Source organism: Paraniabella ginsengisoli (genome assembly GCF_022513635.1).
GTDB classification, from domain to species: domain Bacteria; phylum Bacteroidota; class Bacteroidia; order Chitinophagales; family Chitinophagaceae; genus Niabella; species Niabella ginsengisoli.
In genome coordinates this window covers 1,595,559-1,617,525 of record NZ_JAKWBL010000001.1, presented here as the reverse complement: position 1 = coordinate 1,617,525, position 21,967 = coordinate 1,595,559, and the positions used below count along the sequence as shown (strand labels likewise).

Here is a 21,967-nt window from a genome sequence, read left to right as displayed (position 1 = left end):
AAAATACCTCTGTTACAACTTCTTCAGGCAGATGTTACTAAATATCCCCTGGTCCACAGCTCCACTAACGCGGAAGCCCATCCAACCGCCACTGAACTTGCTCTTGTACGATGCAATTTTTTGACCGTTGACCCATATACTTACATTATTATTGACACACTCAGTTTTAATATGATACTTTTCGCCCTTTCTTATGTCAAGCGAAAGGGTCACCGGATCTTCAACAAAATGTTGACCGTTTAGTCTGGGAACTATTCTTAGTGTATTAGGTTTTGTCTTATGTTCCGGCGAATTATACTCAGAGTCGCTGCTTTGCAATTGAAGTAATAAAAAGTTATCGGGGTCTTTGGCCTGTACAATCCAGCCGCTGATACCCTTTCCTTGTGCTGGCATGATCATATCAAACTCAAATCGATAATTTGTGTATCCCCCACCTTCCATCATGACGGCATCACCGCCAGCTATATGTATACCTTTTGCAGTAAACTTCCAGGAGGGGATATCAGGCCATAATGTTTTATTATTTTCCAGGTTACAACCATAATAAGGTGTATCCTGCTCCTGAATGCGACTTGTAAACTTTTTAATTTCAGATGTGGGGATAACGTCTTCAGGTATTACAACCAGATTATAAGAAAAGGCAGTACGGCGCGAACCAGTTACAGGCCAGGGAACCAGCGATATTTTTTTGCTTGTTGAAGTGCAGCTATAATGTAATCCCTATTTACATTAGCGTTAGACAATTGCACACTGGCAAAACTTCCGTTCGCATCGCGCAGTAGTTTTAGCTTGCCCTCTTTTGTCTTTAACACAAGCAGATTAGATAAAGAATTATTCCTGGCGGGATATTCATATAAAAGCTGGGAACCGAGAACTAACGACACATCTTTGAAAACTTCTGCCCTATCCGTTGCCGTTGCTACTTTAACAAAATTTCTTGCTTCCACAAATGGCACAGCTTCGAAAGTAATTTCAAAACTTTCGCCATTTTTCACATCGGCTTTTAGTAAAGCGTATCTACTCACTACTTCTAAATCTTTTCCGCGGCTCGTCACTTTATTAGCCCATATTGGAACGCGCAGGTATAAGTTTATTTTTTGACCAACACCTTCGTCAGCAGAAGTTACACTGATGAACATTTTTTTATTACCTTCCTTATTGACAGCAGAATCTGCTTTGGTTGTAATATTCCATTTACCTGCTTCTGTTTGTAGTTGCGTATCAAATGTATAAGGAAAATTGACATACAACTTTTCACCAGCATAGGTAACCATATACTTTTTAAAGAAATATAACCCTAACGGACCGTGAAAGCTGCAACAAAAATCCCACTCGTTGACACCGCCGTAAGTAGCTATTGGGCCTACATCTTTAATTACATCAAAATGGCGCATTCCAAAACCGCCGTTTCCAGATTGATCAGCTATGTATTGGTTCTCCAGCAAACGTTCAGCCATATCCAGGTATGAGGTTTGCCCCGTGTATCTCCATAAATCCAGATTAAACCGTAACCAATCAGATTCACTACAACCTTCGCTGCCTTTATAATCAACATACCAATGCTCTCCCACCCCACCAATGGACCACACGTAACCTCTTCTCACTGACTCTTTCCATTTTTCAATAGCCTGATCCAGGTATTGTTGCTTGCCTGTAGTATTATACAAATCAAGTATGCTACGCCAGGCAGAAAGATTGCCATGACTATGATTAAGCGGCAGTCCATCAAATTTTAAAAAGAAGGCCGCCATTCTCTCAGCCATTTTAAGGTAACGTTCATCATTTGTTACCTTATATAACATTACCAACCCTTCCATCGCAGGAAAATACCCCACCTGATAACTATCTGCAGCAGTACCCGTTGCTTTGTATTCAGCTTCTCGCGCCGGATTACAAAGTTGTTCAGCTGTTTTAACGTAGAAATCTCCCAGGCGTTTTGCAGATTGAAGCAGGTTATCATCTTTGAATTTCTCCCAGGCTGTGATCAATCCCACCAACATTCTGGCATTCCCCCATAGCAATGTTACTACAGCATCATTAGCTTTTAATTGTTTATTCAAATCTATTGGAACCCCAAAATGTCCATCCGGCTTCTGGTAGCGGGCTATGGAACTTAATGTAGCAGGAAGTGTTTTTTCAGGGTAAAGGGAGTCGGGCGTACTTAATAAAGCACCTAATTCAATAAACCGGCCAGAGACATCTCCACTATAGTTCGTAAAAATTCTTTTTACTTTGAAGGTAACGTCTGCCATCAGCCAGTCCGTGGAGTAAGGCTTCAATTCCAGCCTTTTTATACTTTTGTTATAACAGGCGCCTAAAAGACCCTTCAGGTAAGTTTTATCAGCGCTGCCTAATTCAACCTTATTCCACGCGCGAAGCTTCAAAAGGGAAGCGTCATTTAATTCTGGTAATGGATTTCCGATCTGCGCGTATATACTATTGGCAATCAAAAAAGAACGACCAAACATTGTTTTTGCTTGTGGTTAATCATTGCTTTTATTTTGGGCTACACTCCGTGTAGCTGTCCGGTTCCTTTAATTTCGAGTGCCTCTGCCAACGCATCGAGCATCCCATATCCAAACCTATTGTCTGGTAATAGATAGTGTCCCTCTGACCATTCGTTAAAACAGGCTATTGTTAGCATTTTGGGTACTTCCTTATGTTGATTAAGGTAGGCAAAGGCTGCCTGTACAAATGCTTTAAAAGCAGCAGGGCTTTCGTTTGCAAAAATGACACATCTGGGCCACTCATCCCTGTTGGGTGAAGCCGGGCGCTTCTTAGGCATGATGTATCGTGGAGTAGAATCCCAACCCGGAGATAATGCTGGTATGTAAGGTATTTTGAAGTCTTTATGATGTTCTGGCCATAATTTAAAAGCTACATCTGCAGCTGCTACTTCATAATCAGCTATTTCATTCTCTTTGGGTTGAAAACGCCGCGTTGTCCAATCCAGAGGGTTATAAGATCCAGCCGTATTATAACCAATTTCTTTGCTGTTAGGAGAATAAAAACCGGATGAATGAAAATGGATACCCTTATGTCCAAGTTGTTGAGCATAAGCCCGTAGATCAGCAAACAATTTTTTGGTGGCCGATACACCAATATTTTTCTCTAAGCGGTTAGGATCCCAAATGCATAGAACCGGTATGCCGTCTATTTTCCAATAATTAGGCTGATGGAAATAACGTGAAATAATGTACGACATACTACGCCAGCATTCCTGCAGGTCGGTATCCGGAGGCTGATAGCTGGGTGGATAAGCCGGTTTTCCATCGGTACCTTCTGTAGGATATAATATATACCATGGATGGTTTGTCCACATACAGGAAAACTGCACATCGTTTTTATTCTTCGATCTCAAGAATCCATTTTCCAGCGCTTCATGCAAGGCTGGTTCCCCATTATACCAATACCAATCCCAGATGTAGGCATCGATCCCATTTTGTTTTGCGATGGCATTATATTTATCCCAAGTACCCGGAAGGCTCTCGTCCAGCTCACCTAATAATGGACCCCGGGGTTGTTGATGCCCCTGAAACCAGGGCCGTGCGTTACGCACCAGATTATATTCTGTCCAGCCGGGTCCATATAATTTATTATGAATCGCAGATGGGTGATAATTCGGAAATAAATAAGCTGCAACTGTTAAGCCTTCAGGCTTGCGCAGTAAAGCGGGATCTCCTACCAACTTTTGTAAATCGCGTGGCAGGCGTGGTGTCTCATCTGGAAGTGTTGAAATAATTTTTGGTAATTGCGAATACTTCATGCCAGATGTATCGGCGGCAAATGCTAATTTGTTGAACACCGATGTACCCGCGGCAAAAGCAAAAGCGCCTTTTCCTGCATTGTTTAAAAATTTTCTTCTTTGCATAACATTTAGAAATTTAAGTTGAGACTAGCAAACCTTGATCACCTTCATATTAAGTAAAGCCCCAAGTTTTTCAATTTTATTAGAAATATGTCCAAGGCCGACTGCACAATGATGTGCGGGGCCATTCGAGTTCCAGCTATTAACAAATGCTCTTGAGCCAATTGAAAATTTATAACGGCTGTTGGTGTTGCCTATTTGTAAAATTGGCCCTGGAACTGATGTGCCTTCGGCTGTCAGCAACATAAGTTTTCCTTCTTTTGTTTCCACTACCGAAAGCAATGTAACGGGTCCATGCTTCACACTCATTTCTACCGAAAGGCCTGTCCCCATCTTTCCATGATAAACCATCAGCGGACGTACTTTAGTTTTTCCTCTGCTATAACAATATGGCCCGGACCGTCATGTCCCATCAAAACGATGTCATCTTCATAATCTATTGCATAGTATTCGGTAAATGATCCACCTGCTCCGAACGTGTCCATTATTTTCATGGCCTGTACATTTTTGATTTCATATTCACCAGCAACAGGTACATTATTGGATGTTAACAGTGAGTTTCCCAAAATAATTGAGCTGATAGCATCTTCGTTTTCATTGTTATCGGCACCTTTATAGTAATACGCTAGTGAACCTAATTGATAGCGGGAAACAAGTTTATCTAAAGCCACAGAGGTTTTTGCAGCCCGCTGCAACTCAAATTCGGAACAATCGGACTGAACATCGAACACTTCTTTAAATAATTTTACACGTTCGATAATGGCCTGTAGCGATACTTCCCGACTAAGAGAAACTAATTCGTCTACCTCAAGCAGCTCGACATGTCCTCCAAAGTGTGCGTAGTGCTGAGTAAGATCTGTGTATATATCAAGCATCCCGCTATAATAATGCCCCATACAGCCTAACCGGTTATTCATCATCGTGTAGGCAACTTTAGCAGCCTGTACCCAATCGGATACTTCATTCCAGCAGTCATCGTCATTGGCCAGCATACCTGTGACCTGATGAAATTGAACTCCGGTTCTGTTAAACACATTCGCAATTTCGGGAACAGTACAAGATGAACAGTGCGCCAACCATTCTGCGGTCATTTTGGTGCGGTCATTCATTTTATTAAAAGCTGTGTAATTAATTGACGCTTGGGGGGAAAGATTTAGAATAATCACCGGTACTCTAGCTCTTTGAACCACGGGTAAAACAGTAGCAGACAGCGCATAGGTTGTTACATATAAAAAAACGACCCCTACTCCTTCCTTGCGAAAAAGATCACCAGCTTCAAATGCCTTGTCGGTACTATCTACAAGGCCCACGTTAATGACGTGGCTATGTATAGATGTTATTTTTTGTTCTACAATATTTAAGTATCCTTCAAGCCTGGATTTCAACCCTTCAAACTGATCCCAGTATGTATGAAGCCCTATGCCAAATAAACCTATTTTTAAATTATTGGGACTATTGAACATTGATTGTTTTTTTACCTTAATGAACCTTTTTGTTCTTGATGATTGGAAATAATTTACCTTATGTGTGTGAGCTTCTGCTAAAAAAGGCTCGGCTGGCACGTTTCAATTTATTGACTTCAGCTAAAAATGTCACATCCTTTAAGCAAAGCACTGCTGCTGGTTGTTCAAGTACTGGAGAAACAACCTTATTCATTATACTGAAGAATCCAGATTCTTAGAAATCGTTATTCATATCGAAACGCGCCTATTTCAGCCAGGCAAACATTTTTAGAATTTCCGTAGTCGTTTATCACCTTTATCATAAAATACCTTGTAGAGACCGGCTCAGGAAGCGACAGGTAATCTTTTGCTGAAATCGTATTTGAAAGTGTAAAAGTCCCTTTTAACTGCCAATCGATACCATCTTCGCTGATATATACTTCAGCAGTTTTTACCAGGTTTACATTCTCCCTTCTTTGTATGGTTAACAATCCCGCAATATTATTTTTAACTGCTCCCATATCTACTGCTACCCAATGAGGATACTCTGTTTGTGGAGCAATTGAATTCACCCAATAAGAGGCAAGATTATTATCTAAAAGATTGGCCGGAGGCCTGTATGAAGAACCTGAGCGTGTGTCGAAGCTGGATGCTGTTATTGTCCACGCCTGCTTTGACAAATCCGTTCTTTCAACCTGTTTATTAACGATCAGCGTATCGTAAGCTGTATAAAAAGTATCAATCGCTTTTCTTTCAGGAACATAAACAGTACGATACCTTACAGCTCCACCATTGAAATTGTACAAAAAGTTAGCCTCGGTTGAGTCGTTAATAAATTCTTTTTGCAATACATTATCCCTGTCATGATAAATAATTTCTGTGCCGATGATGCTGGTATCGGGCATTCCACCCCAGTACAATTGTAAGGTATCTTTTCCATAATAGAATGCAGTATCAATAGGTCTTGAAAGTAAAGTTGCAGTATAACTGTCACCATATATTCTTGCCACCACTTCTTTTCCTAAAGATAAATTCCCTTCAGCGTCACTAGAGTAAACCTGAAAAACATACTCACCTTCAGCCATATTATTTAGAAGAAGCTGTATTGTGTCAACATTAGCGTCTAACATTACTCTGGAGGAGTCTGCTTTATTGTTCCAGTAAACCACGGCACCCTTAACTTTGGGATCAGTGGGTCGAACCCAGGAGAGCTGTATCCGATGATTTCCGGGTTTGGATATAATTGAATCGGGTTTGCCAATGTATTTTATCGGTCCGTTGCCAAGAAACTCTTTGTAGGTGTCGTTCATTTTAGAACAACCAGACTGCACAAACAAAAGCAACAGTCCAAAGCAGCTAACATAAATGGCAGTAAAACTTTGTAAAGATATTCGTTTCATGTCTAATCAATTATTGCATTTGACCCCAAAAAGTCAATTCTGTTATATAGATATAATCAACAAACCCCCAGGTTTCCAGAATTTTGAATCTTAGATATCTTACTGGCGTTGGATTGTCTGGGAATATAAAATCCTCTCCTGTAGTTGTAGCATAAGTTATATCCTCTGTGGTAACAGGATTGCTTTCACCACTCGGTTTATAGGAATTACAATCCATTATTTTTGTCCAGCCCTCCCAACTTCCCGTTGGATCTGGTGGAGTGGACGAGCCCCAGACTTCAAATCTTTTCGGGTCACCTTGTTGATATGCCCATGAAGCACCAGGGCCCCTGTGGTGAAGTTTAAACCGGCTGAGAATTGCTGTTCTTCCCATATCAAAGGTGAACCATTGAGGCATGCCTGCACCTGGCTTGGTATGAAATATAGGTACGCCACCGTTGGGTGCTATCCGTCCATCCCAGATCTTGTCTAAGGTGTTGTTAGCACCAGCGTGTGGCTCATAAGTATCGGTAGGTAGAAACAAACCCTTAAAGCGATCTTTTGGAACTTCTTCTTCAAAAATGGGTATCAGGTTTTGTTCGATAGTATCGGACAAATTACCCCATCGATCCCTTATAACAGCGGCGAATAAACGTGGCGAACTGGGAAACCCGCGGACTGCGTGCCTACCTTCAACCGCCTTGCTATAATAAGTTTCCACCTCACTTAATCTTCCGGCAGAGTCCGGCGTTAAAATCGCCACTGCCAGGCTCGCGCCTCCGCTATTTCTAAAAGAAAGAGAAACGCCGCCAAAGGTCTCCTCGAATTTAAAGGTATTAAAGGCTTCTACCAAAGGAGATGCTTTTGGAGTGAAGCTAACTGTAACGGGCGTTTCTGACTGTTTTTCACCGTAGCTAACGCTGTAAAGATCTACAGAATATTCTTTTTCTTCCGGGAATCCATCTACGATCATTTCATTTGTATATAGCGATGCGATAACTTCTCTTTTATATCCTGGTCTTATTTCATACACAGCTTTCACATAATGAAGATTATCATCATCCGGCAGTGTGTATCTTAATTTAGCCGCTCCCGGTAGCGGTTCTATAACAACATTTGTTACCAGAGCCGGCGCAGTATCGCTCGCCGTGGGTTCCACGTATTTTTCTTTTGAACAGGCCGCCAGTATAAATAAAAGCATTCCATAGCCAATGCTTTGAATAAAATAACTTTTCATCTTAGTTTCATTTAAACGTGTTACTAAATGATTTTTAGCTAAAAAAAATGGGCTACCAACCGGGATTTTGAACTGTATTTTTGTTAGCCAGTATTTCATTTTCTTTAATGGGCCACAAATAATTTCTTGTAGCAAATTTTTGTTGGTATAGCAACCTGCTTCTGTAATATCCTGCCGCTGTCTGCTGTTCTATATCCCATCCGGTAACCGGCTTATTTAACTCTTGCACTGCTTTTTTCCATCTTCTAAGATCCCAGAAACGCTGCCCTTCAAACATAAGCTCCAGGGTACGTTCGCGTTGAATTATATCTCTCAATCCCTCTTTAGTATTAGGTTTGGAGGGGTTATTAGAAAAATTTGTCCAGGCATCAACTACACCTGGCAGCCCGGCACGACTTCTTATAGCGTCCAGCAACTCATAAACAAGTTCTGATGGTCCTTCAGATTCATTTAAAGCTTCAGCGTATAATAAATATAGATTTGACAAACGCATTTCTGGCCAGGGATACGTTTCTCTTGAATAAGAATTCTCTTCTATAACGTTTACGTAATTAACTAATTTCTTGGGCCATATTCCTGTGACGTTAAATGCATTGTTAGTTACCTTCGATGCAGGCTCACCCTTTTTTGCTGAGAGAAACCAGGTAGCTGTATCAACGAACTTACCCTGCCCGTACCAGATGCCGCCATCAAAGCCCAGATCTGCATAGTATCTTGGTTCACGGTCAAAATTTATGAGTGCGGTTGTATAGCCAGGTTGTATATAGTACCTGTATTCGGTAGTACCTTCTTTTAAGTTAAACCGGGAGCCATAATGCCATGTTTTATCTTCCTCAATCGGAACCCCGTTTTTTGTATAAAACAGATCAGCCACTTTTAGGGGAACAGAAAAGTTTCCGGGTGTGGAAGAGTTGGCTCTTCTTGCAGGATCAAGTCCACGAGGTGTTGACTGATTTTGCATATCGCCGGTCATACTATTAGTAGTACACCAAATGATCTCCGCATTCCATTTTTCATTAAAGCTATTTCTAATATTCATTTGCGTCCGTATCGTTTCAGATACAGGATATTGGCGGTTACTTTGATCATAATAGTATATCTTATTTCCTGCCAGCTCTGCTGCATCAATTGCGGCTGCACAAGCGTCTTTAGCTTTAACCCATTTTTCATTTTCATAAGTGGGATTGAACAAAAGCGTACCGCGGTTGTCCTTGAAATTATCGTAATCCTTGTTCCCGTTAAATAGCGGACTTGCTGCTGTAACTAATACATATGCTTTAAGCGACATTGCAGCAGGTTGCGTAATTCTGCCTAACTCTGTCGCTTCGGAAGTTATTATCTGAGGCAGGTCTGGTATTGATTCATCAATTAACTGTACTATATAATTTATGCATTCATCAACAGGATCTCTGTAAACTTTAACTTCCTCAACTCCTTCATTAATGGGCAAATTCTCTTTCTTTAATGGGATGGGACCGTACATTCTAAATAAAAAAAGTGATAATATGCTTTCAGGAATTTAACTTCTGCCTTCCATCTGTTTTTTTCAAAAGCTTCCATATCTGGCACCCGGTCTATATTTTCGAGAAAAATGTTACAATCCCTGATCGCCTGATACAGATCTTGTCCACCCTGGCCGCCTTGCCAAAAATTTAAATACGGGTCTACCACATTTTGGTTTCCCCGTGCTATTTCCCGGCCGGGTTGTACGTAGTATTCGCTTAACCATATTTCATCACCAGAGGTCATAGCAACACTTTGCGCAATATTGCTGTTTTTGGGTAAATAACTATAACAAGTAAAAAGAAACCGCTCCGCAGTATTTCGCAGATTGAAGGCCTGATCAATTGTTGCAATATTATCAGGTACAATATCAAGGTATTTTTTGCAGCTTATACACGCTACAAATACTATTATAACACTTGTAATTTTTTTCATACAGCTTATTTTGTCGCCTAAAAACAATCGATTACAAAGACACGTTTAAACCAATATTATATACCTTTTGTATTGGATACTGTAAGCCATTTCCCGCCATCTCAATATCCCACAATTTAAATTTGCTCCATGTAAGCAGATTCGTACCATTGACATAAATGCGTGCATTCGACATGCCTCTTTTACTGATCCATCTTTTGGGAAGCGTGAAACCCAGTTCTACCTGCTTCAAGCGAAGGAATGCGCCATTTCTCATAAACCAGGTACTGGTTTGGGTGTTGTTGTTATTAACGGTAGAACTTAGTCGTGGCCACATGGCATAAAGGTTTCTGTTATCTTCCGACCAATAACTATCTGCGTATGCTTTAAGCAACTGATTTGTATAGCGCGTTCCGGAGTTGCGCTCTTCATCGCTATAATAATATGGAACAAAAGGTGCTGTTGCATCAGGATCAACCCAAAAGGACTCTCTGCCAGCGCCCTGAAGAAATGCTGAAAAATCAAGGCTTTTAAATCCATAAGAGAAACCAAAACCATATACAATTTCCGGTGTGGTCGGATAACCGATGGGAACCATGTCCAGTTCTGTTATTCTTCCATCATTATTAACGTCGCGGTACTTTATATCGCCAGCCATATAGGTTCCAAAGTTTTGAACCGGCGAACTGGCTACTTCTGCATCATCTGCAAATAAATGTTCAGCTATGTAGCCCCATGTTTGTGAGATGGGATAGCCAACGCGCGACTTCCACCATTCATTGGCATAGTCATATTCTTCATACACTCTAAATTCGCTTGTGGCATACGTGAAATTACCCCGCGCCTGTAACCACATATCATTATTTATGGTATGATTATAATCTAAGGAAATATCCACACCATGCCCCATGGCCTCACCAATATTAGCAGCCGGTGTCACCCAAAGGCCCATAGAAGCTGGTGTTGATGCCCTTGTCTGTAGTATATTGTATCTATGTTCACGAAAATATTCTGCGATAATGTCGATTTTGCGGAAAAGCCCAATCTCAAGGGCTACGTTCATTTTTTGAGCAGTTTCCCAAGTAATGGCATTATCGGAGTATCGGGATATCGAAATACCATCCCTGCTATACCCGTTTTCCCGGCCAAAAACTGACCCTCTACCGGGATCGGCCATATTGACTTCGGATAAATAGAGAAACCTGCCCGATCCAATTGCATCATTGCCCACTAAACCGTAGGTACCTCGCACCTTGAAGTGATTGACGGTATTTTTAAATGGTTCCCAAAATGCTTCATTGGACACACTCCAGGCCAAACCTGCGGAAGGAAAGAATCCCCATCGCTGATCTTTATAAAAACGCTCTGATCCGTTATACCCAAAATTGAATTCTGCATAATACTTATTCTTAAATCCATAAGTGGTGCGGCCTGAGAAACCAAGATTTCGATAAGGTAAAGATGCCTGTAAAGACCCTGCATTTCCTGTGAGGGCCTCGCGCATAATATAAATGAGCATGCCACTCAGATTGTGTTTTTGCTGGAAAGTCCGATTGTATTCCAACGCGGTTTCAACATATACTGATGAGTTTATCCTTCTTTGGCCTTCATTGTAATCAAGATATTCTGTCCCTCCGTCAGGGTCTATTACGTTTACCTGATAGGTATTATCCCGGGTGTTATAGCCGCCCAATTGGTAATAAAATGGGTTATACTGTCGCACCACATCAAAATAGGATTCACGTGTAGTATTGAATCGCGCCCTGGCTCTCAAGCCTGGTGTTAAAAATTTAAGATCCTGTTTTAATTCTATCTGGGCATTCACGTTAGAGCGCGAGTAATCTTTATACCCTTTGACCATGTCGGCGTAAGGATTTAAATACCTGCCATCATCAAAATTTCCGAACATGATATGCTTCACATACTGGTGATCCTCATCGATTGGGTAATAGGCAGGAAACAGTACCGGGTTGGCACGCATGACTCTGGTGTAAAACCCACCACCCGAATAAATAGGCCCTTTATAATCATCAAAGACGCCTGAAAGCCGGATAATCATTTCGGTTGTAGGAAACACATTTACATTTACGTTCGAACGCAAAGAGTATGTTTTTAAATTGATATTATTATTAAAATTATTTCTCTTATCAACTTTAAGCACCCCGTTATCCTGATTGAAATTACCGGCAACGTAATATCTGGCAATCTTACCACCACCACTGACATTAAGATTGACTCTTTGGTTGAATGCCTGTTCTTTAAACATTTCGCTGCGCCAGTCAGTAGAAGGAAATATTAATGACCCAGATCCTGGTATTGTACTATTTATCTTATCATCACTATAAAGTACGGGTGCCAGGGGATCACGGGTTAGTATAGCTTCATTATTCAACTTCATATATGTTACAGGGTCGGCTAATTCAATATTTCTGGTAGGCATTGACATTGAACCCTCCGCTCTAAGAGAAATCCTGGCTTCTCCCTGTTTACCTTCCTTTGTAGTTACCAGGATGACACCATTAGCGCCTCTTGCCCCATATAACGCAGTTGCCGTGGCATCTTTCATTATACTAAAAGTTGCTATATCATCGGGATTCATTCTAGCCAAATCTGTAGTTGTTACTTCAATATTATCTATAAGAATCAGTGGGTCTTTTTATAGCCAAATGTTGTAACACCCCTTATAAAAAACTCGGCATTGTCTGCACCCGGTTCGCCACTTCTCTGATAAGCAATAATACCAGCTACACGGCCTGCCAGCGCTGTTGTTAAATTGCTGGAGGGTACTTTGAGGTCTTCAGGGTTAACAGATGTAACGGAACCTACTACTGCTTCTTTCTTTTGTGTTCCGTATGCAACCACTACCACATCTGATAAGTTTTCTCCAGTAGTATTCAATGTTACAGCGAGTATACGGTTTTGACCGATGGCAATTTCTTTAGACTCGTACCCCGTGTAGGAAATAACCACAGTATCCATTTCATCGGCCAGAATAGAAAATTCTCCTTTATTATTTGTAATAGCAGACCGAGATGTACTTTTTACGATAATAGTGGCTCCGTCTAAGGGTTCTTCTTTTGCATTATAAACTATTCCGGCAATTAAGGTATCCGCTGCGGGGTACAATCGTTCAAGCCTTTCGATACCATGAGAATCGATAGAAGTCAATTTATTATCAGCGGCGGAGGTTAATCCCATTAGCATGAATATTAACAGGAAAAAACAGTACAATCTTTCGTTTGTCATATGAAGTATCAGCAATCGTTAATAAAAATATAAATCACGTATTATGATTTCAGTCTCTTAAAGCTTGACATGGTCAATAATCCATTCTATATAGAGATAGCAAGGCTCATCACCTAAAGCACGGCAGCACCGGCAAGCAAAATTTTTAAATTGTTATAGTTCAAATGGCAATAGAAGCGCAGTGAGTAGCCTAATGGCTTATTGATTACTGCTATGTAAAAATAGAGCCGCGTAAATACGCAGCGCTGTGATATTTGACAATAACCCTTTGATATTTGACAAGTATTTTTACAAACCGAAACTGCTCTGTTTCTTGTATTCCACAGGTGTTACTCCTGTGTGTTTTTTAAACCTGGAGATAAAGTATTCGTAGGATTGATAATTTAATTCGTAGGCAATTTCTTTAATGGACATATCCGTTTCGAGTAAAAACTCTTTTGCTTTACGAATCTTTATTTCCTGAAAATAATGAGCAGGCGCATAACCGGTATATTTTTTAAAAACCTTTCTAAACCACGAATAGCTGGAGCATAGCTTTTCAGAAAGGTTTTCAAGATCAATATCATTGTTGTAATTCTCATACATGATGGCTTTTGCTTTTTCAATTACTTCAGCAGTCTGTTCTTTTTCAGACATTCTTTTGTTTGAAAGGAATAGTGCTTCAGTAACGATATTAAAGGCAATACCTGCAAGGCGTTGTTGAAGCAGGAGGCTGTCTTCTTTTGCAATCTCTATTGCTCTTTTAAAAAGATCAACAAGCGTTTCACTAAATCCAACATTCAATATTTGCTTATTAAATGAAATAAATTCTTTTGCCAAAATATTGTCGATCATCGCTCCCTCAAAGCCTATATAAAAAACCTTCCATCCGGTACTTGCGCAAGGGTGATAAGTGTGCCATTGGCCTGGAAATAAAATAGCCACATGTCCGCTTTCTATTTTTGTTTTCGCCGTTGAGGCCGACTTAAAACTACCTTCTCCATCGACAAAATATATTATTTGATATTCATGAAGACGTCTTCCTTGCTCAGGAAAAAAACTATAGGCACGAGGATGACCCTGTACCGGATATATAGTATTGGCTGATATACTTTCAAATCCTACTGTATTAACAACCAATCCAAAGTCGCGATCTTTTTTGTAATGATAAGATATTTAAATACTGTATCAGGGCTATACTTTTTCATATAAATATAATGGCTAATGGATCCCGCAAGTAATTCCTGACTAAATAGTTCGTCACTTTTTGAGCCGCGTCGTTTTTACATCCTTTATTACATTATAACCAATTTGCATAGCAATCGTTTTTAGGTTATCTGGTAAGAGCTGATGTTTGTTTCAAAGATACCATTATGAGAAGGCCAATAGTACAACCTTTCATTAAACAACCTCCAAATGCTAATAATACAACGTTTGAATAAGTTATTTAATAACGTCTTGTTTGACAATATTATCCTCTGATCCTAGTAGAACATGACGATAATCATACAATCGCTAAAAATTAACCATTAAACGAAATATACAACTTGCCTGTACAGGCCTACCATCCGGCTTAGCACTTTTTGCTACTTTTTTGCGCTTGAAAAAAGTAGCGCGGGAACGTCAAAAGAAGCCGCTCTCATGTAGTGCCGCTTCTTAACTAAACGTCGACTTTAGAGGTCTCCTTCCTCTGCCATTGAATAGCAATTATCTTTTGTAAGGATGATATGATCCAGCAGGTTCATATTAAGGAGTTCCGCCGCTTTACTGATATTTTCTGTTACATACTTATCTGCACGGCTTGGTGTAGTATTCCCACTCGGGTGGTTGTGGGCGATACAAATCTGGCTGGCGTGCAATCGTAATGCCGCTACCAAAACTAGTTTTACGTCTATAACGGTACCGCTTACCCCTCCTATTGATAATGGATAAATCGCCAGCACCCTGTTGGCCTTATTCAGGTACATTACTTTGCTTTCTTCTAAAAGTTCGATGTTGTCTACGTTCCAGAGGCTGCGAAAAATATTTGCCATCTGATGTGCATTATGTACTTGCAGTCGGTCGCAGGATTTAATCTTTGATTTATATACCAACTTCACCTCTGCTACCTGTCCGTTTATAATATCTTCTTTGATCCTCATATCCTTTCTTTTAAGATTAATCACTATTTTATAAACCCCTGTTCTTTGATATTGTGCAGCCACATACTCGCAAAATCGGCGTGTTGTTTTTGCAGGCTACTGTTCATTATTAATGCTCCGTTTATGATTTCGATACTTTCCTGATAAATACCCAAAGCATCCAGTTGATAGGAATAGGGTATGGCACCTTGTAGTTTATTTATTCCATCATCGGGAAAATAAAAAAGCATATTTCCGGGTCCCGCATCAGGTCACCGTTTTGGGTAAAGGTGTGCATGAGGCTGTACATTTTTGCGGTACCATGTGAACAAGATAATTGCCCGATGCATTCAAAAGATAGTGGCATATAACCGTCTGCGTGTAGCTTGACATAATCACTACTGCCTAATCGTTTTATCAAGTAATCAAACACCTGCTGTGCTGTATGGTTTATGGGTGTCATTGCTTCAAAATTTAGATTAAAAAATCCGCTCCTATGTTTTAGCTCCCGGAGCGGATAAGGGAGACTGGTTTTAAAATGGCAGGTCTACCTCGGCTGTATCAATCGGTTCAGAATTAACTGCTGTAGCCGTTTCATGTTTTACATTTTTACCATGCAGTTGTACATGCTGTACATAAAGGGTCAGGCTGGCTTTAGCTTCACCATCCATATTGTTCCAAACATTCACACCAATTCTGCCGGTAGCTTCTACCAACATACCTTTTTGAGATGCGATGCAATACCGGTACTGATCCAGTAAGAACAATTATAAAAATTGGTAAGCTGTTGCACTTCGTCCGATCCTTTTACTTTAAAGCGGTCATTTTGAGCGATAGTAAAGGTGACTACTTTACGACCATCTTTAAGTTCTTTGATTGTTGCGTTTGCTGTTAAACGTCCAATGATTGTTTGCATAATTGTAAATTTTAAAAATGAATAAATATTAAAGTGATTAAAAAAGTTTCAGGTTCAGCCAGTTGTTTTTGTCTCGTAATGTTGGTGACTATGTTTTTGTACGAGGGGAAAAAAGTTATATCCTCGTTGAGATAAATAGCCCATGCATTTAGCAGGGATTTGGAGCGGTCATACTTCCGGATTTTTTGAATCTTCCATGAAAGCCGCATCAATGTTGATTTTTGTTGAATGTTCATTTTTTATTTTTTTGATTATTACCTGTAAAAGAAAAAAAGGGAAAAAGAAAGCAAGTACCTCTACGGCAAGTGTTGGCAAACACCAAAAGGAAACTGAATAAGTCCCGAAGGGCGATTTACGAGCAGCGAGTCAATCGTTATGCGGTAGTCTTTTGGTTAGCGCGCGGCAGCCGTTAACTTAGCTGCCCTTTTGCCCCGATTTTCTTACAGGTGTTTATATTTATCAGGCCTTAGTGTGTTAGCCAGTCACTCCATGAGAATCGCTTATGCTAGACAGCGTTTGTGATTTTAGTAAGTAAAAAAGCTGTTTTGATTAGGGCAGACATAACGGATGTAGTCTTGTATTGTAACATTTAAAGCACATAATCGGTAAATAACCGATTAAATACCGTAAATATTACATACCTTTATATCCGTTACACTATAAATTTAATCTATGTATAATTTTAGGGATTCTCTTTCAGCTTATGCGGAAGAGCCTTTACCACGTCAGGTTATATTAGACTTGCTGAAAAATTATAAGCGCCCTAATGACAAAATAAATGAACTGATCAAGGAAGGATTGTTATCAAATGTCATCAGGGGTTTATATGTACCGGGTCCCAATTTAAAAATAACCAGTCCGGAAAATCTATTAGTGGCTAATCATTTACGAGGCCCAAGTTATATTTCTCTTGAATCTGCTTTGTCTTATTGGAAATTGATTCCGGAAAAGGTATATGAGACTATATCAGTTACTATGAAGACTGGTAAAAATATCGCACCCCTATCGGCAGGTTTATGTACATCAGCGTGCCGTTTCCTTATTATTCATACGGAATTCAAATCGTAAAGCTTACAGCAAAACAAGTGGTGTTAATGGCATCGCCGGAAAAAGCGGTCTGCGATAAAATTATTGCCACTTCAGGAGTCTTTTTAAGAAGTACAAAACAGGCTTTCGAGTTTTTAACTGGTGATTTAAGAATGGAAGAAAGTCAACTCGGTTCGCTTGACACGGATACCATAGAAAGTTGGTTACCTGAGGCTCCTAAAAAAACCAGTTTACAAACAATGATTAAAACCCTTCGCACGTTATGATAAAAGAATGGCTCAGTCAATACAAACTGCAAAATCAGGAACAGGAAGAGGCAGCACTTCGCGAGGTGATGCAGGAAATAGCCCTTGCGGGTTTATACCGGTCTGGCTTTTTTGAAAAGGCTGCATTTTATGGAGGAACTGCACTAAGGATATTTTATGGATTGGACAGGTTTTCTGAAGATCTCGACTTTTCATTATTAACAATCAATGAAAATTTTTCTCTGGAACCTTATCTTGATGCCATCATTACAGAATTCAGTGCCGCCGGTATGCAGGTTGTTATTCGCGAAAAGAAGAAAACTACCCACTCTAATATTGAGTCAGCTTTTTTAAAATCGGAAACGGTTTGGAAGGAATTGGTATTAGAAGATATTTTGCCTCAAACCGGTGTCCATAGCAGGCCAGGCATAAAAATTAAAATTGAAGTTGATCGAAAACCTCCTTTAGGTTTTGATACCGAAGAAAAATTACTTTTAAAGCCTTTCTCCTTTTATGTTAAATGTTTCACGCTTCCAAGCCTGTTTGCCGGTAAAATGCACGCACTGCTTTTTCGTAAATGGCAAAAGAGAGTAAAAGGCCGGGACTGGTATGATATGGAATGGTATATTAAAAGCGGCGTTCCTTTACACCTGGATCATTTTCTACTCAGAGCGAAAGATACGCATGATCTCCAGACCAGCTCTATTACACCGGAAAAAATGCGAGAGTTGCTGGAACAAAAAATTGATGACGTCTCTTTTGATGCAATCAAAGACGACATCGTCCGGTTCATACCTGACGACCATGCGCTACGTATCTGGAGTCCACAGTATTTTAAAGACTTAGTTAAACAAATGAAGTTTGAGTAGGTGCTATATCGGCAAACGCATTTTAAATTTTTAATTTCAGTATATGCCAAGCCCCTTATTTTCGCCCGCTTGCCCAGTTATTTGCTTTAATTTTAGCATAAATTATTTCCACAGTGATAACTATAAAAGACCTTGAAAATATCGGGTTTACCAAGACGGATCTAGCCAGCGATCTATATGAAGAATATATATTAGAGCTGTAAAGCTTCATCTTTTTGATAAAAGAGTAACAAAGATTTTTGTCAGGAATGTTCGGATCGCAGGTGTAGACAACCTGGAAGAACTTCAGCGTTTATGTTCGAAAATAAACAAATAGGTTAGGCAACTGCTATGTAATATGATAATAGAAAAAGGCTGCCGAAGCCAAGCAGCCTTAGTTGAACATTAATTTTCAGGCCGCCTGCCCAACATAACAAAAGCAACTTTAGATGACCTAGGCGCAGTAGTAAATAAGGTACGGGCGCTCAGATCATACCTTCTACTCAACTCTTCAAACCATAACTTCCGATCAGAAGATGCGCGTAATCGCTGGCAGTCCTCAAACACTTCCAGTTGCTCCTGGTTGAGGATGATTTCATCATCGAAGATGACGCGGTATTGCCAGTCATACCCTTTCTGCTGTATATAGTTTTCAGCAACGGTCTTCATCACACACAGGTGCGGTTCTCTTTCATATATTCTCGGCTTTACTTCTACCAAAAAAGCATGGCCGGTTTGTTTGTGCCGTATTAAAAAGTCAGGCGTATACCTGCGGTGGCAGGTCCGGATATAATCTGTGGGTTGCAGCGTCCCCGGGTGATAATAGATGGATACACGCCCTCGGAGGATTTCATAATCGTCCATCACATAGATTGCAAATTTAACTTCCGTCAGTGAATCGAAGGAGTATCCCCAGTTGATCCATTTTTGTGACTTGCTGTATTTAAAATGTATAGGTTCCATAAATGACAAGTTTTAATTAGTGGGTTTAGCGATCTAAATTCAGGAGGCTATTCGCATTGATTTCTGTGACATAGCGTAGGTGGCCATTCTTATCAGAAAAACTGCGATAGTGAATCGAACCTTCCAACATAATCCGGCTGCCTTTTACAAAATTGCATTCCGCGACTTTTGCCATACGATCCCAGGCGACGACATCGTGCCATACGGTTTTCCATTCCACCGTACCAGACGGCGATTTGTGTGGGTAATGCGTTGCTACACGTAAGCGTACATTAGATGTTTTTTGAAAGTTTCTTACGACCAGATCGCTTCCAACATAGCCGATTAACTGAACACGATTTCCTTTCATAACTAATAATTTTTTGGGTGAATAATATTGGTACGAAGGTGGGGCGATCTAAAGGTGATAAAAGAATATCACGAGCGTATCTGCTGTTCCGACCCGTGTAAACACGGAAAAAATAGAAAATTGTACATTTGAACATGCCCTCTATGATTAATCTGTGCCTATGCTGCCAGGCACCCATCACCAAAGGCAGGTCAGATAAAAAGTTTTGTAGTTCCGGATGTAAGGACAACTTTTACAATGCCATCAAGAGCGAGGAACAAAAAGAAATCGGAAGGATTGATACGATCCTGAAAAGAAATCGGAGAATCCTGAAGAAACTATTTAATCCGAGGAAGGAAGAAACCTTTGTGCATCGTGAAACCCTGATCCGGGAAGGTTTTGAGTTTGAATTTCACACGCACCACTATGCAACCAAATATCAATCCTATGAATATTTGTTTTGTTATGATTACGGCTATCGCCTGGCCGGAGGACATTTATATAAAGTGATTAAAAGCTTTAAATAAGCTATCAATCCATTGCTGCGCTAATTAGGAGAAACAAAAACCCCTGAAAAAGAACAAGGGAATCAACCGGTATTACCGGGTTGGATCAGACTACAACAAGAGTGAACGAGTTGGAGTTGTTTATCATTTGCTACCTCCTACACTCCTTTTTTGAAAATTCTTGAATAATTCTGCTCAAAAAGAACCGCAAGTTTATTAGCCTGGATATAATAGGCTTCTTTGTCTGCCCAGGTATTGCGAGGAATTAATACCTCTCGGGATACGCCCGGGCAGCTTATCGGTATATTCAAATTAAAGGTAGCTTCCTGTTCATAACCTACATTATCCAGTTCGTTTGATAATATAGCTTTTATGATAGCCCTGGAAACTTTCAGTGGAATTCGATGTCCTTCGCCCAACTTTCCCGCTACCCATCCGGTATTGACCATCCATACCTTTACGTTGTACTTGTTTATTTTTTCCTCCAACATTTTTGCATACACCATTGGGTGGAGTGGCATAAAAGGAGCGCCAAAACAGGCACTGAAGGTAGGTTTGGGTTCTGTAACGCCTGCTTCAGTACCGGCAATTTTTGCCGTATAGCCGTTAAGAAAATAATAGATCGCCTGCTGTTTGGTCAATCGCGACACAGGTGGCAAAACGCCAAATGCATCACAGGTTAAAAAAATGATATTAGAAGGGATGCTGCCCTTGGCCACTTCGGATCTATTTTCAATGTGAGATAAAGGATAAGAGACGCGTGTATTTTCAGTAACTGATGCATCACTGAAATTGATAATATTGCTATCCGGGTAAAATGAAGTGTTCTCCACCAAAGCCCCTGCTCTGATGGCTTTGAAAATTTCCGGCTCTTTATCTTCGGTTAGGTTAATACATTTAGCATAGCAACCTCCCTCAAAGTTAAAGACACCTTCACTACCCCAGCCATGCTCATCATCGCCGATAAGCCTTCTTGAAGGGTCTGTACTAAGTGTGGTCTTTCCCGTACCACTTAAACCGAAAAATAAAGCGGTTGAACCGTCTGCTCCTTCGTTTGCTGCACAATGCATGCTAAGCACCTGATTATGTACCGGAAGTTGGTAATTTAAAACAGAGAAGATACTTTTTTGATCTCACCAGTATATCCGGATCCAATGACCAGTATGATTTTCTTTGTAAAATTGACGACAGTCGCATTCCCTTGTCGGGTACCACTTTTAAGTGGGTTAAGTTCCAACCCCGGTGCCGCTATGATATGCCAGTCCGGGATTGGTATCACTTCATTTTTTTCAGGGCTTATCACATATTAGCTGCAAACAAATTCATAGACGCCGTTTGATTAACAACCCTGAATGTTATTTTATATTTTGGATCTGCGCACGCGTAAGCATCGCGCACAAATAGTTCATCCTGATTGTTTAGATAATCAACCGCCTGTTTTAAAATGTAATCAAAATGTTTAGGGTCAATTGGGTTATTGAATTCATTCCAATCGATCCTATCCTTCACCGTGTTGTCAAACACGACAAACTTATCTTTTGGTGACCTGCCGGTAAATTTTCCGGTTTGTATAACCAAGGCTCCTGTATCATTTAGTACGCCCTCCCTGTTTGAAACGGCAATTTGGGCCAAATCCTCCGCTGGTAATTGATAGTGAATGTTTTCACCATTAAAGTTCAGTTCAGCAAGGCTGAACAGTTTAGTTCCATGAGCAAATTTCATATGGCAATGTTTTATTTGCCCGCAAATATAGGATTAGAATTTATCTAACTAAACTTTTAATAAACCCTATATTTTAAATATTATTCATAAATACTAAGATATATTGAACAACATCTAATGCAAAATCGAATTTGAAACAACAGCAGTTGTCTTTCGATGAACTATTAGTAAATAAATTGAAAATTTTATACCCCGTATTGAAAC

25 protein-coding genes and 1 pseudogene are annotated in these 21,967 nt (G+C 40.2%); 4 read left to right on the top strand and 22 right to left on the bottom strand.

Annotation, left to right across the window (positions count from 1 at the left end; genetic code table 11):
* Window positions 1-12 precede the first annotated feature (12 nt).
* The 18 genes from MKP09_RS08860 to MKP09_RS08780 form a co-directional block, all read right to left on the bottom strand.
* Complete coding sequence (locus MKP09_RS08860) at window positions 13-444, bottom strand: DUF6250 domain-containing protein (protein ID WP_240827358.1); 432 nt, start codon at window positions 442-444, stop codon at window positions 13-15.
* 215 nt (window positions 445-659) lie between these two features.
* Window positions 660-2,468: a beta-L-arabinofuranosidase domain-containing protein gene (locus MKP09_RS08855; protein WP_240827357.1), complete on the bottom strand. Its 1,809-nt coding sequence runs from the start codon at window positions 2,466-2,468 to the stop codon at window positions 660-662.
* Between the two features lie 38 nt (window positions 2,469-2,506).
* Entirely contained in the window at window positions 2,507-3,871 is a 1,365-nt protein-coding gene (locus MKP09_RS08850; RefSeq protein ID WP_240827356.1) for a glycosyltransferase WbsX family protein, read from the bottom strand.
* A gap of 24 nt (window positions 3,872-3,895) precedes the next feature.
* Complete coding sequence (locus MKP09_RS08845; protein WP_240827355.1) at window positions 3,896-4,219, bottom strand: hypothetical protein; 324 nt, start codon at window positions 4,217-4,219, stop codon at window positions 3,896-3,898.
* The gene (locus MKP09_RS08840; RefSeq protein WP_240827354.1) at window positions 4,219-5,331 is read right to left on the bottom strand and encodes an arabinose isomerase; all 1,113 of its coding nucleotides are present in this window, start codon (window positions 5,329-5,331) and stop codon (window positions 4,219-4,221) included. The genes MKP09_RS08845 and MKP09_RS08840 overlap by 1 nt, the downstream gene beginning before the upstream one ends.
* A gap of 224 nt (window positions 5,332-5,555) precedes the next feature.
* Window positions 5,556-6,710 (bottom strand): DUF4998 domain-containing protein, encoded by a 1,155-nt coding sequence (locus MKP09_RS08835; RefSeq protein ID WP_240827353.1) that lies wholly within the window; start codon window positions 6,708-6,710, stop codon window positions 5,556-5,558.
* A gap of 10 nt (window positions 6,711-6,720) precedes the next feature.
* Window positions 6,721-7,926, bottom strand: a complete 1,206-nt coding sequence (locus MKP09_RS08830; RefSeq protein WP_240827352.1) for a DUF5000 domain-containing lipoprotein — start codon at window positions 7,924-7,926, stop codon at window positions 6,721-6,723.
* Between the two features lie 52 nt (window positions 7,927-7,978).
* Window positions 7,979-9,409, bottom strand: a complete 1,431-nt coding sequence (locus MKP09_RS08825; protein ID WP_240827351.1) for a RagB/SusD family nutrient uptake outer membrane protein — start codon at window positions 9,407-9,409, stop codon at window positions 7,979-7,981.
* The gene (locus MKP09_RS08820; protein ID WP_240827350.1) at window positions 9,388-9,864 is read right to left on the bottom strand and encodes a RagB/SusD family nutrient uptake outer membrane protein; all 477 of its coding nucleotides are present in this window, start codon (window positions 9,862-9,864) and stop codon (window positions 9,388-9,390) included. Before MKP09_RS08820 ends, MKP09_RS08825 begins: the two co-directional genes overlap by 22 nt.
* 31 nt (window positions 9,865-9,895) lie before the next feature.
* Window positions 9,896-12,442, bottom strand: a complete 2,547-nt coding sequence (locus tag MKP09_RS08815; RefSeq protein WP_240827349.1) for a SusC/RagA family TonB-linked outer membrane protein — start codon at window positions 12,440-12,442, stop codon at window positions 9,896-9,898.
* Between the two features lie 44 nt (window positions 12,443-12,486).
* Complete coding sequence (locus tag MKP09_RS08810; protein ID WP_240827348.1) at window positions 12,487-13,041, bottom strand: carboxypeptidase-like regulatory domain-containing protein; 555 nt, start codon at window positions 13,039-13,041, stop codon at window positions 12,487-12,489.
* A gap of 336 nt (window positions 13,042-13,377) precedes the next feature.
* Window positions 13,378-14,208, bottom strand: a complete 831-nt coding sequence (locus MKP09_RS08805; protein ID WP_240827347.1) for a helix-turn-helix domain-containing protein — start codon at window positions 14,206-14,208, stop codon at window positions 13,378-13,380.
* 533 nt (window positions 14,209-14,741) lie between these two features.
* Window positions 14,742-15,209, bottom strand: coding sequence for a JAB domain-containing protein (locus MKP09_RS08800; RefSeq protein ID WP_240827346.1), 468 nt, complete (start codon window positions 15,207-15,209; stop codon window positions 14,742-14,744).
* A gap of 23 nt (window positions 15,210-15,232) precedes the next feature.
* Window positions 15,233-15,439, bottom strand: a complete 207-nt coding sequence (locus MKP09_RS08795) for a DUF6908 domain-containing protein (RefSeq protein ID WP_240827345.1) — start codon at window positions 15,437-15,439, stop codon at window positions 15,233-15,235.
* Window positions 15,409-15,651, bottom strand: a complete 243-nt coding sequence (locus MKP09_RS28005; protein ID WP_394801013.1) for a DUF6908 domain-containing protein — start codon at window positions 15,649-15,651, stop codon at window positions 15,409-15,411. Before MKP09_RS28005 ends, MKP09_RS08795 begins: the two co-directional genes overlap by 31 nt.
* Window positions 15,652-15,721: 70 nt before the next feature.
* Window positions 15,722-15,907 carry a hypothetical protein gene (locus MKP09_RS08790; RefSeq protein WP_240827344.1) on the bottom strand — a complete coding sequence of 62 codons (186 nt, stop codon included), beginning with the start codon at window positions 15,905-15,907 and terminating at the stop codon, window positions 15,722-15,724.
* The gene (locus MKP09_RS08785) at window positions 15,898-16,104 is read right to left on the bottom strand and encodes a single-stranded DNA-binding protein (RefSeq protein ID WP_240827343.1); all 207 of its coding nucleotides are present in this window, start codon (window positions 16,102-16,104) and stop codon (window positions 15,898-15,900) included. Before MKP09_RS08785 ends, MKP09_RS08790 begins: the two co-directional genes overlap by 10 nt.
* An 11-nt stretch (window positions 16,105-16,115) precedes the next feature.
* Entirely contained in the window at window positions 16,116-16,340 is a 225-nt protein-coding gene (locus MKP09_RS08780; protein ID WP_240827342.1) for a hypothetical protein, read from the bottom strand.
* A 436-nt stretch (window positions 16,341-16,776) separates the two neighbouring features.
* On the opposite strand from MKP09_RS08780, the gene MKP09_RS08775 reads away from it, so the two are divergent.
* From MKP09_RS08775 to MKP09_RS08765, 3 genes are read left to right on the top strand one after another with little or no spacing between them, the layout of a single operon-like run.
* Window positions 16,777-17,172: a type IV toxin-antitoxin system AbiEi family antitoxin domain-containing protein gene (locus tag MKP09_RS08775; RefSeq protein WP_240827341.1), complete on the top strand. Its 396-nt coding sequence runs from the start codon at window positions 16,777-16,779 to the stop codon at window positions 17,170-17,172.
* Window positions 17,173-17,198: 26 nt separating this feature from the next.
* The gene (locus MKP09_RS08770) at window positions 17,199-17,417 is read left to right on the top strand and encodes a hypothetical protein (RefSeq protein ID WP_240827340.1); all 219 of its coding nucleotides are present in this window, start codon (window positions 17,199-17,201) and stop codon (window positions 17,415-17,417) included.
* Window positions 17,414-18,265, top strand: coding sequence for a nucleotidyl transferase AbiEii/AbiGii toxin family protein (locus MKP09_RS08765; RefSeq protein WP_240827339.1), 852 nt, complete (start codon window positions 17,414-17,416; stop codon window positions 18,263-18,265). Before MKP09_RS08770 ends, MKP09_RS08765 begins: the two co-directional genes overlap by 4 nt.
* Before the next feature lie 384 nt (window positions 18,266-18,649).
* Here MKP09_RS08765 and MKP09_RS08760 read toward each other — a convergent pair whose 3' ends face one another.
* On the bottom strand, window positions 18,650-19,207 hold the full coding sequence (locus MKP09_RS08760) for a TnsA endonuclease N-terminal domain-containing protein (protein ID WP_240827338.1): 558 nt from the start codon (window positions 19,205-19,207) through the stop codon (window positions 18,650-18,652).
* A 25-nt stretch (window positions 19,208-19,232) separates the two neighbouring features.
* Window positions 19,233-19,556, bottom strand: coding sequence for a single-stranded DNA-binding protein (locus MKP09_RS08755; protein WP_240827337.1), 324 nt, complete (start codon window positions 19,554-19,556; stop codon window positions 19,233-19,235).
* Between the two features lie 143 nt (window positions 19,557-19,699).
* Between MKP09_RS08755 and MKP09_RS08750 the strand changes: the two genes are divergently transcribed.
* Window positions 19,700-20,062, top strand: coding sequence for a hypothetical protein (locus MKP09_RS08750; RefSeq protein ID WP_240827336.1), 363 nt, complete (start codon window positions 19,700-19,702; stop codon window positions 20,060-20,062).
* Between the two features lie 137 nt (window positions 20,063-20,199).
* Here the strand turns inward: MKP09_RS08750 and MKP09_RS08745 are convergent.
* Both MKP09_RS08745 and MKP09_RS25725 read right to left on the bottom strand, forming a co-directional pair.
* Window positions 20,200-21,320 (bottom strand): annotated as a pseudogene (locus MKP09_RS08745) (phosphoenolpyruvate carboxykinase (ATP)).
* A 20-nt stretch (window positions 21,321-21,340) separates the two neighbouring features.
* Entirely contained in the window at window positions 21,341-21,763 is a 423-nt protein-coding gene (locus MKP09_RS25725; RefSeq protein ID WP_262915168.1) for a phosphoenolpyruvate carboxykinase (ATP), read from the bottom strand.
* Between the last annotated feature and the right edge of the window lie 204 nt (window positions 21,764-21,967).

What these genes read in the sequence shown, in the direction of transcription:
- MKP09_RS08860 (WP_240827358.1), bottom strand. Translation starts at nt 444, where the DNA reads ATGATGGAAGGTGGGGGATACACAAATTATCGATTTGAGTTTGATATG.
- MKP09_RS08855 (WP_240827357.1), bottom strand. Translation starts at nt 2,468, where the DNA reads ATGTTTGGTCGTTCTTTTTTGATTGCCAATAGTATATACGCGCAGATC.
- MKP09_RS08850 (WP_240827356.1), bottom strand. Translation starts at nt 3,871, where the DNA reads ATGCAAAGAAGAAAATTTTTAAACAATGCAGGAAAAGGCGCTTTTGCT.
- MKP09_RS08845 (WP_240827355.1), bottom strand. Translation starts at nt 4,219, where the DNA reads ATGGTTTATCATGGAAAGATGGGGACAGGCCTTTCGGTAGAAATGAGT.
- MKP09_RS08840 (WP_240827354.1), bottom strand. Translation starts at nt 5,331, where the DNA reads ATGTTCAATAGTCCCAATAATTTAAAAATAGGTTTATTTGGCATAGGG.
- MKP09_RS08835 (WP_240827353.1), bottom strand. Translation starts at nt 6,710, where the DNA reads ATGAAACGAATATCTTTACAAAGTTTTACTGCCATTTATGTTAGCTGC.
- MKP09_RS08830 (WP_240827352.1), bottom strand. Translation starts at nt 7,926, where the DNA reads ATGAAAAGTTATTTTATTCAAAGCATTGGCTATGGAATGCTTTTATTT.
- MKP09_RS08825 (WP_240827351.1), bottom strand. Translation starts at nt 9,409, where the DNA reads ATGTACGGTCCCATCCCATTAAAGAAAGAGAATTTGCCCATTAATGAA.
- MKP09_RS08820 (WP_240827350.1), bottom strand. Translation starts at nt 9,864, where the DNA reads ATGAAAAAAATTACAAGTGTTATAATAGTATTTGTAGCGTGTATAAGC.
- MKP09_RS08815 (WP_240827349.1), bottom strand. Translation starts at nt 12,442, where the DNA reads ATGAATCCCGATGATATAGCAACTTTTAGTATAATGAAAGATGCCACG.
- MKP09_RS08810 (WP_240827348.1), bottom strand. Translation starts at nt 13,041, where the DNA reads ATGGGATTAACCTCCGCCGCTGATAATAAATTGACTTCTATCGATTCT.
- MKP09_RS08800 (WP_240827346.1), bottom strand. Translation starts at nt 15,209, where the DNA reads ATGAGGATCAAAGAAGATATTATAAACGGACAGGTAGCAGAGGTGAAG.
- MKP09_RS08795 (WP_240827345.1), bottom strand. Translation starts at nt 15,439, where the DNA reads ATGCTTTTTTATTTTCCCGATGATGGAATAAATAAACTACAAGGTGCC.
- MKP09_RS28005 (WP_394801013.1), bottom strand. Translation starts at nt 15,651, where the DNA reads ATGACACCCATAAACCATACAGCACAGCAGGTGTTTGATTACTTGATA.
- MKP09_RS08790 (WP_240827344.1), bottom strand. Translation starts at nt 15,907, where the DNA reads ATGTTGGTAGAAGCTACCGGCAGAATTGGTGTGAATGTTTGGAACAAT.
- MKP09_RS08785 (WP_240827343.1), bottom strand. Translation starts at nt 16,104, where the DNA reads ATGCAAACAATCATTGGACGTTTAACAGCAAACGCAACAATCAAAGAA.
- MKP09_RS08780 (WP_240827342.1), bottom strand. Translation starts at nt 16,340, where the DNA reads ATGAACATTCAACAAAAATCAACATTGATGCGGCTTTCATGGAAGATT.
- MKP09_RS08775 (WP_240827341.1), top strand. Translation starts at nt 16,777, where the DNA reads ATGTATAATTTTAGGGATTCTCTTTCAGCTTATGCGGAAGAGCCTTTA.
- MKP09_RS08770 (WP_240827340.1), top strand. Translation starts at nt 17,199, where the DNA reads ATGGCATCGCCGGAAAAAGCGGTCTGCGATAAAATTATTGCCACTTCA.
- MKP09_RS08765 (WP_240827339.1), top strand. Translation starts at nt 17,414, where the DNA reads ATGATAAAAGAATGGCTCAGTCAATACAAACTGCAAAATCAGGAACAG.
- MKP09_RS08760 (WP_240827338.1), bottom strand. Translation starts at nt 19,207, where the DNA reads ATGGAACCTATACATTTTAAATACAGCAAGTCACAAAAATGGATCAAC.
- MKP09_RS08755 (WP_240827337.1), bottom strand. Translation starts at nt 19,556, where the DNA reads ATGAAAGGAAATCGTGTTCAGTTAATCGGCTATGTTGGAAGCGATCTG.
- MKP09_RS08750 (WP_240827336.1), top strand. Translation starts at nt 19,700, where the DNA reads ATGATTAATCTGTGCCTATGCTGCCAGGCACCCATCACCAAAGGCAGG.
- MKP09_RS25725 (WP_262915168.1), bottom strand. Translation starts at nt 21,763, where the DNA reads ATGAAATTTGCTCATGGAACTAAACTGTTCAGCCTTGCTGAACTGAAC.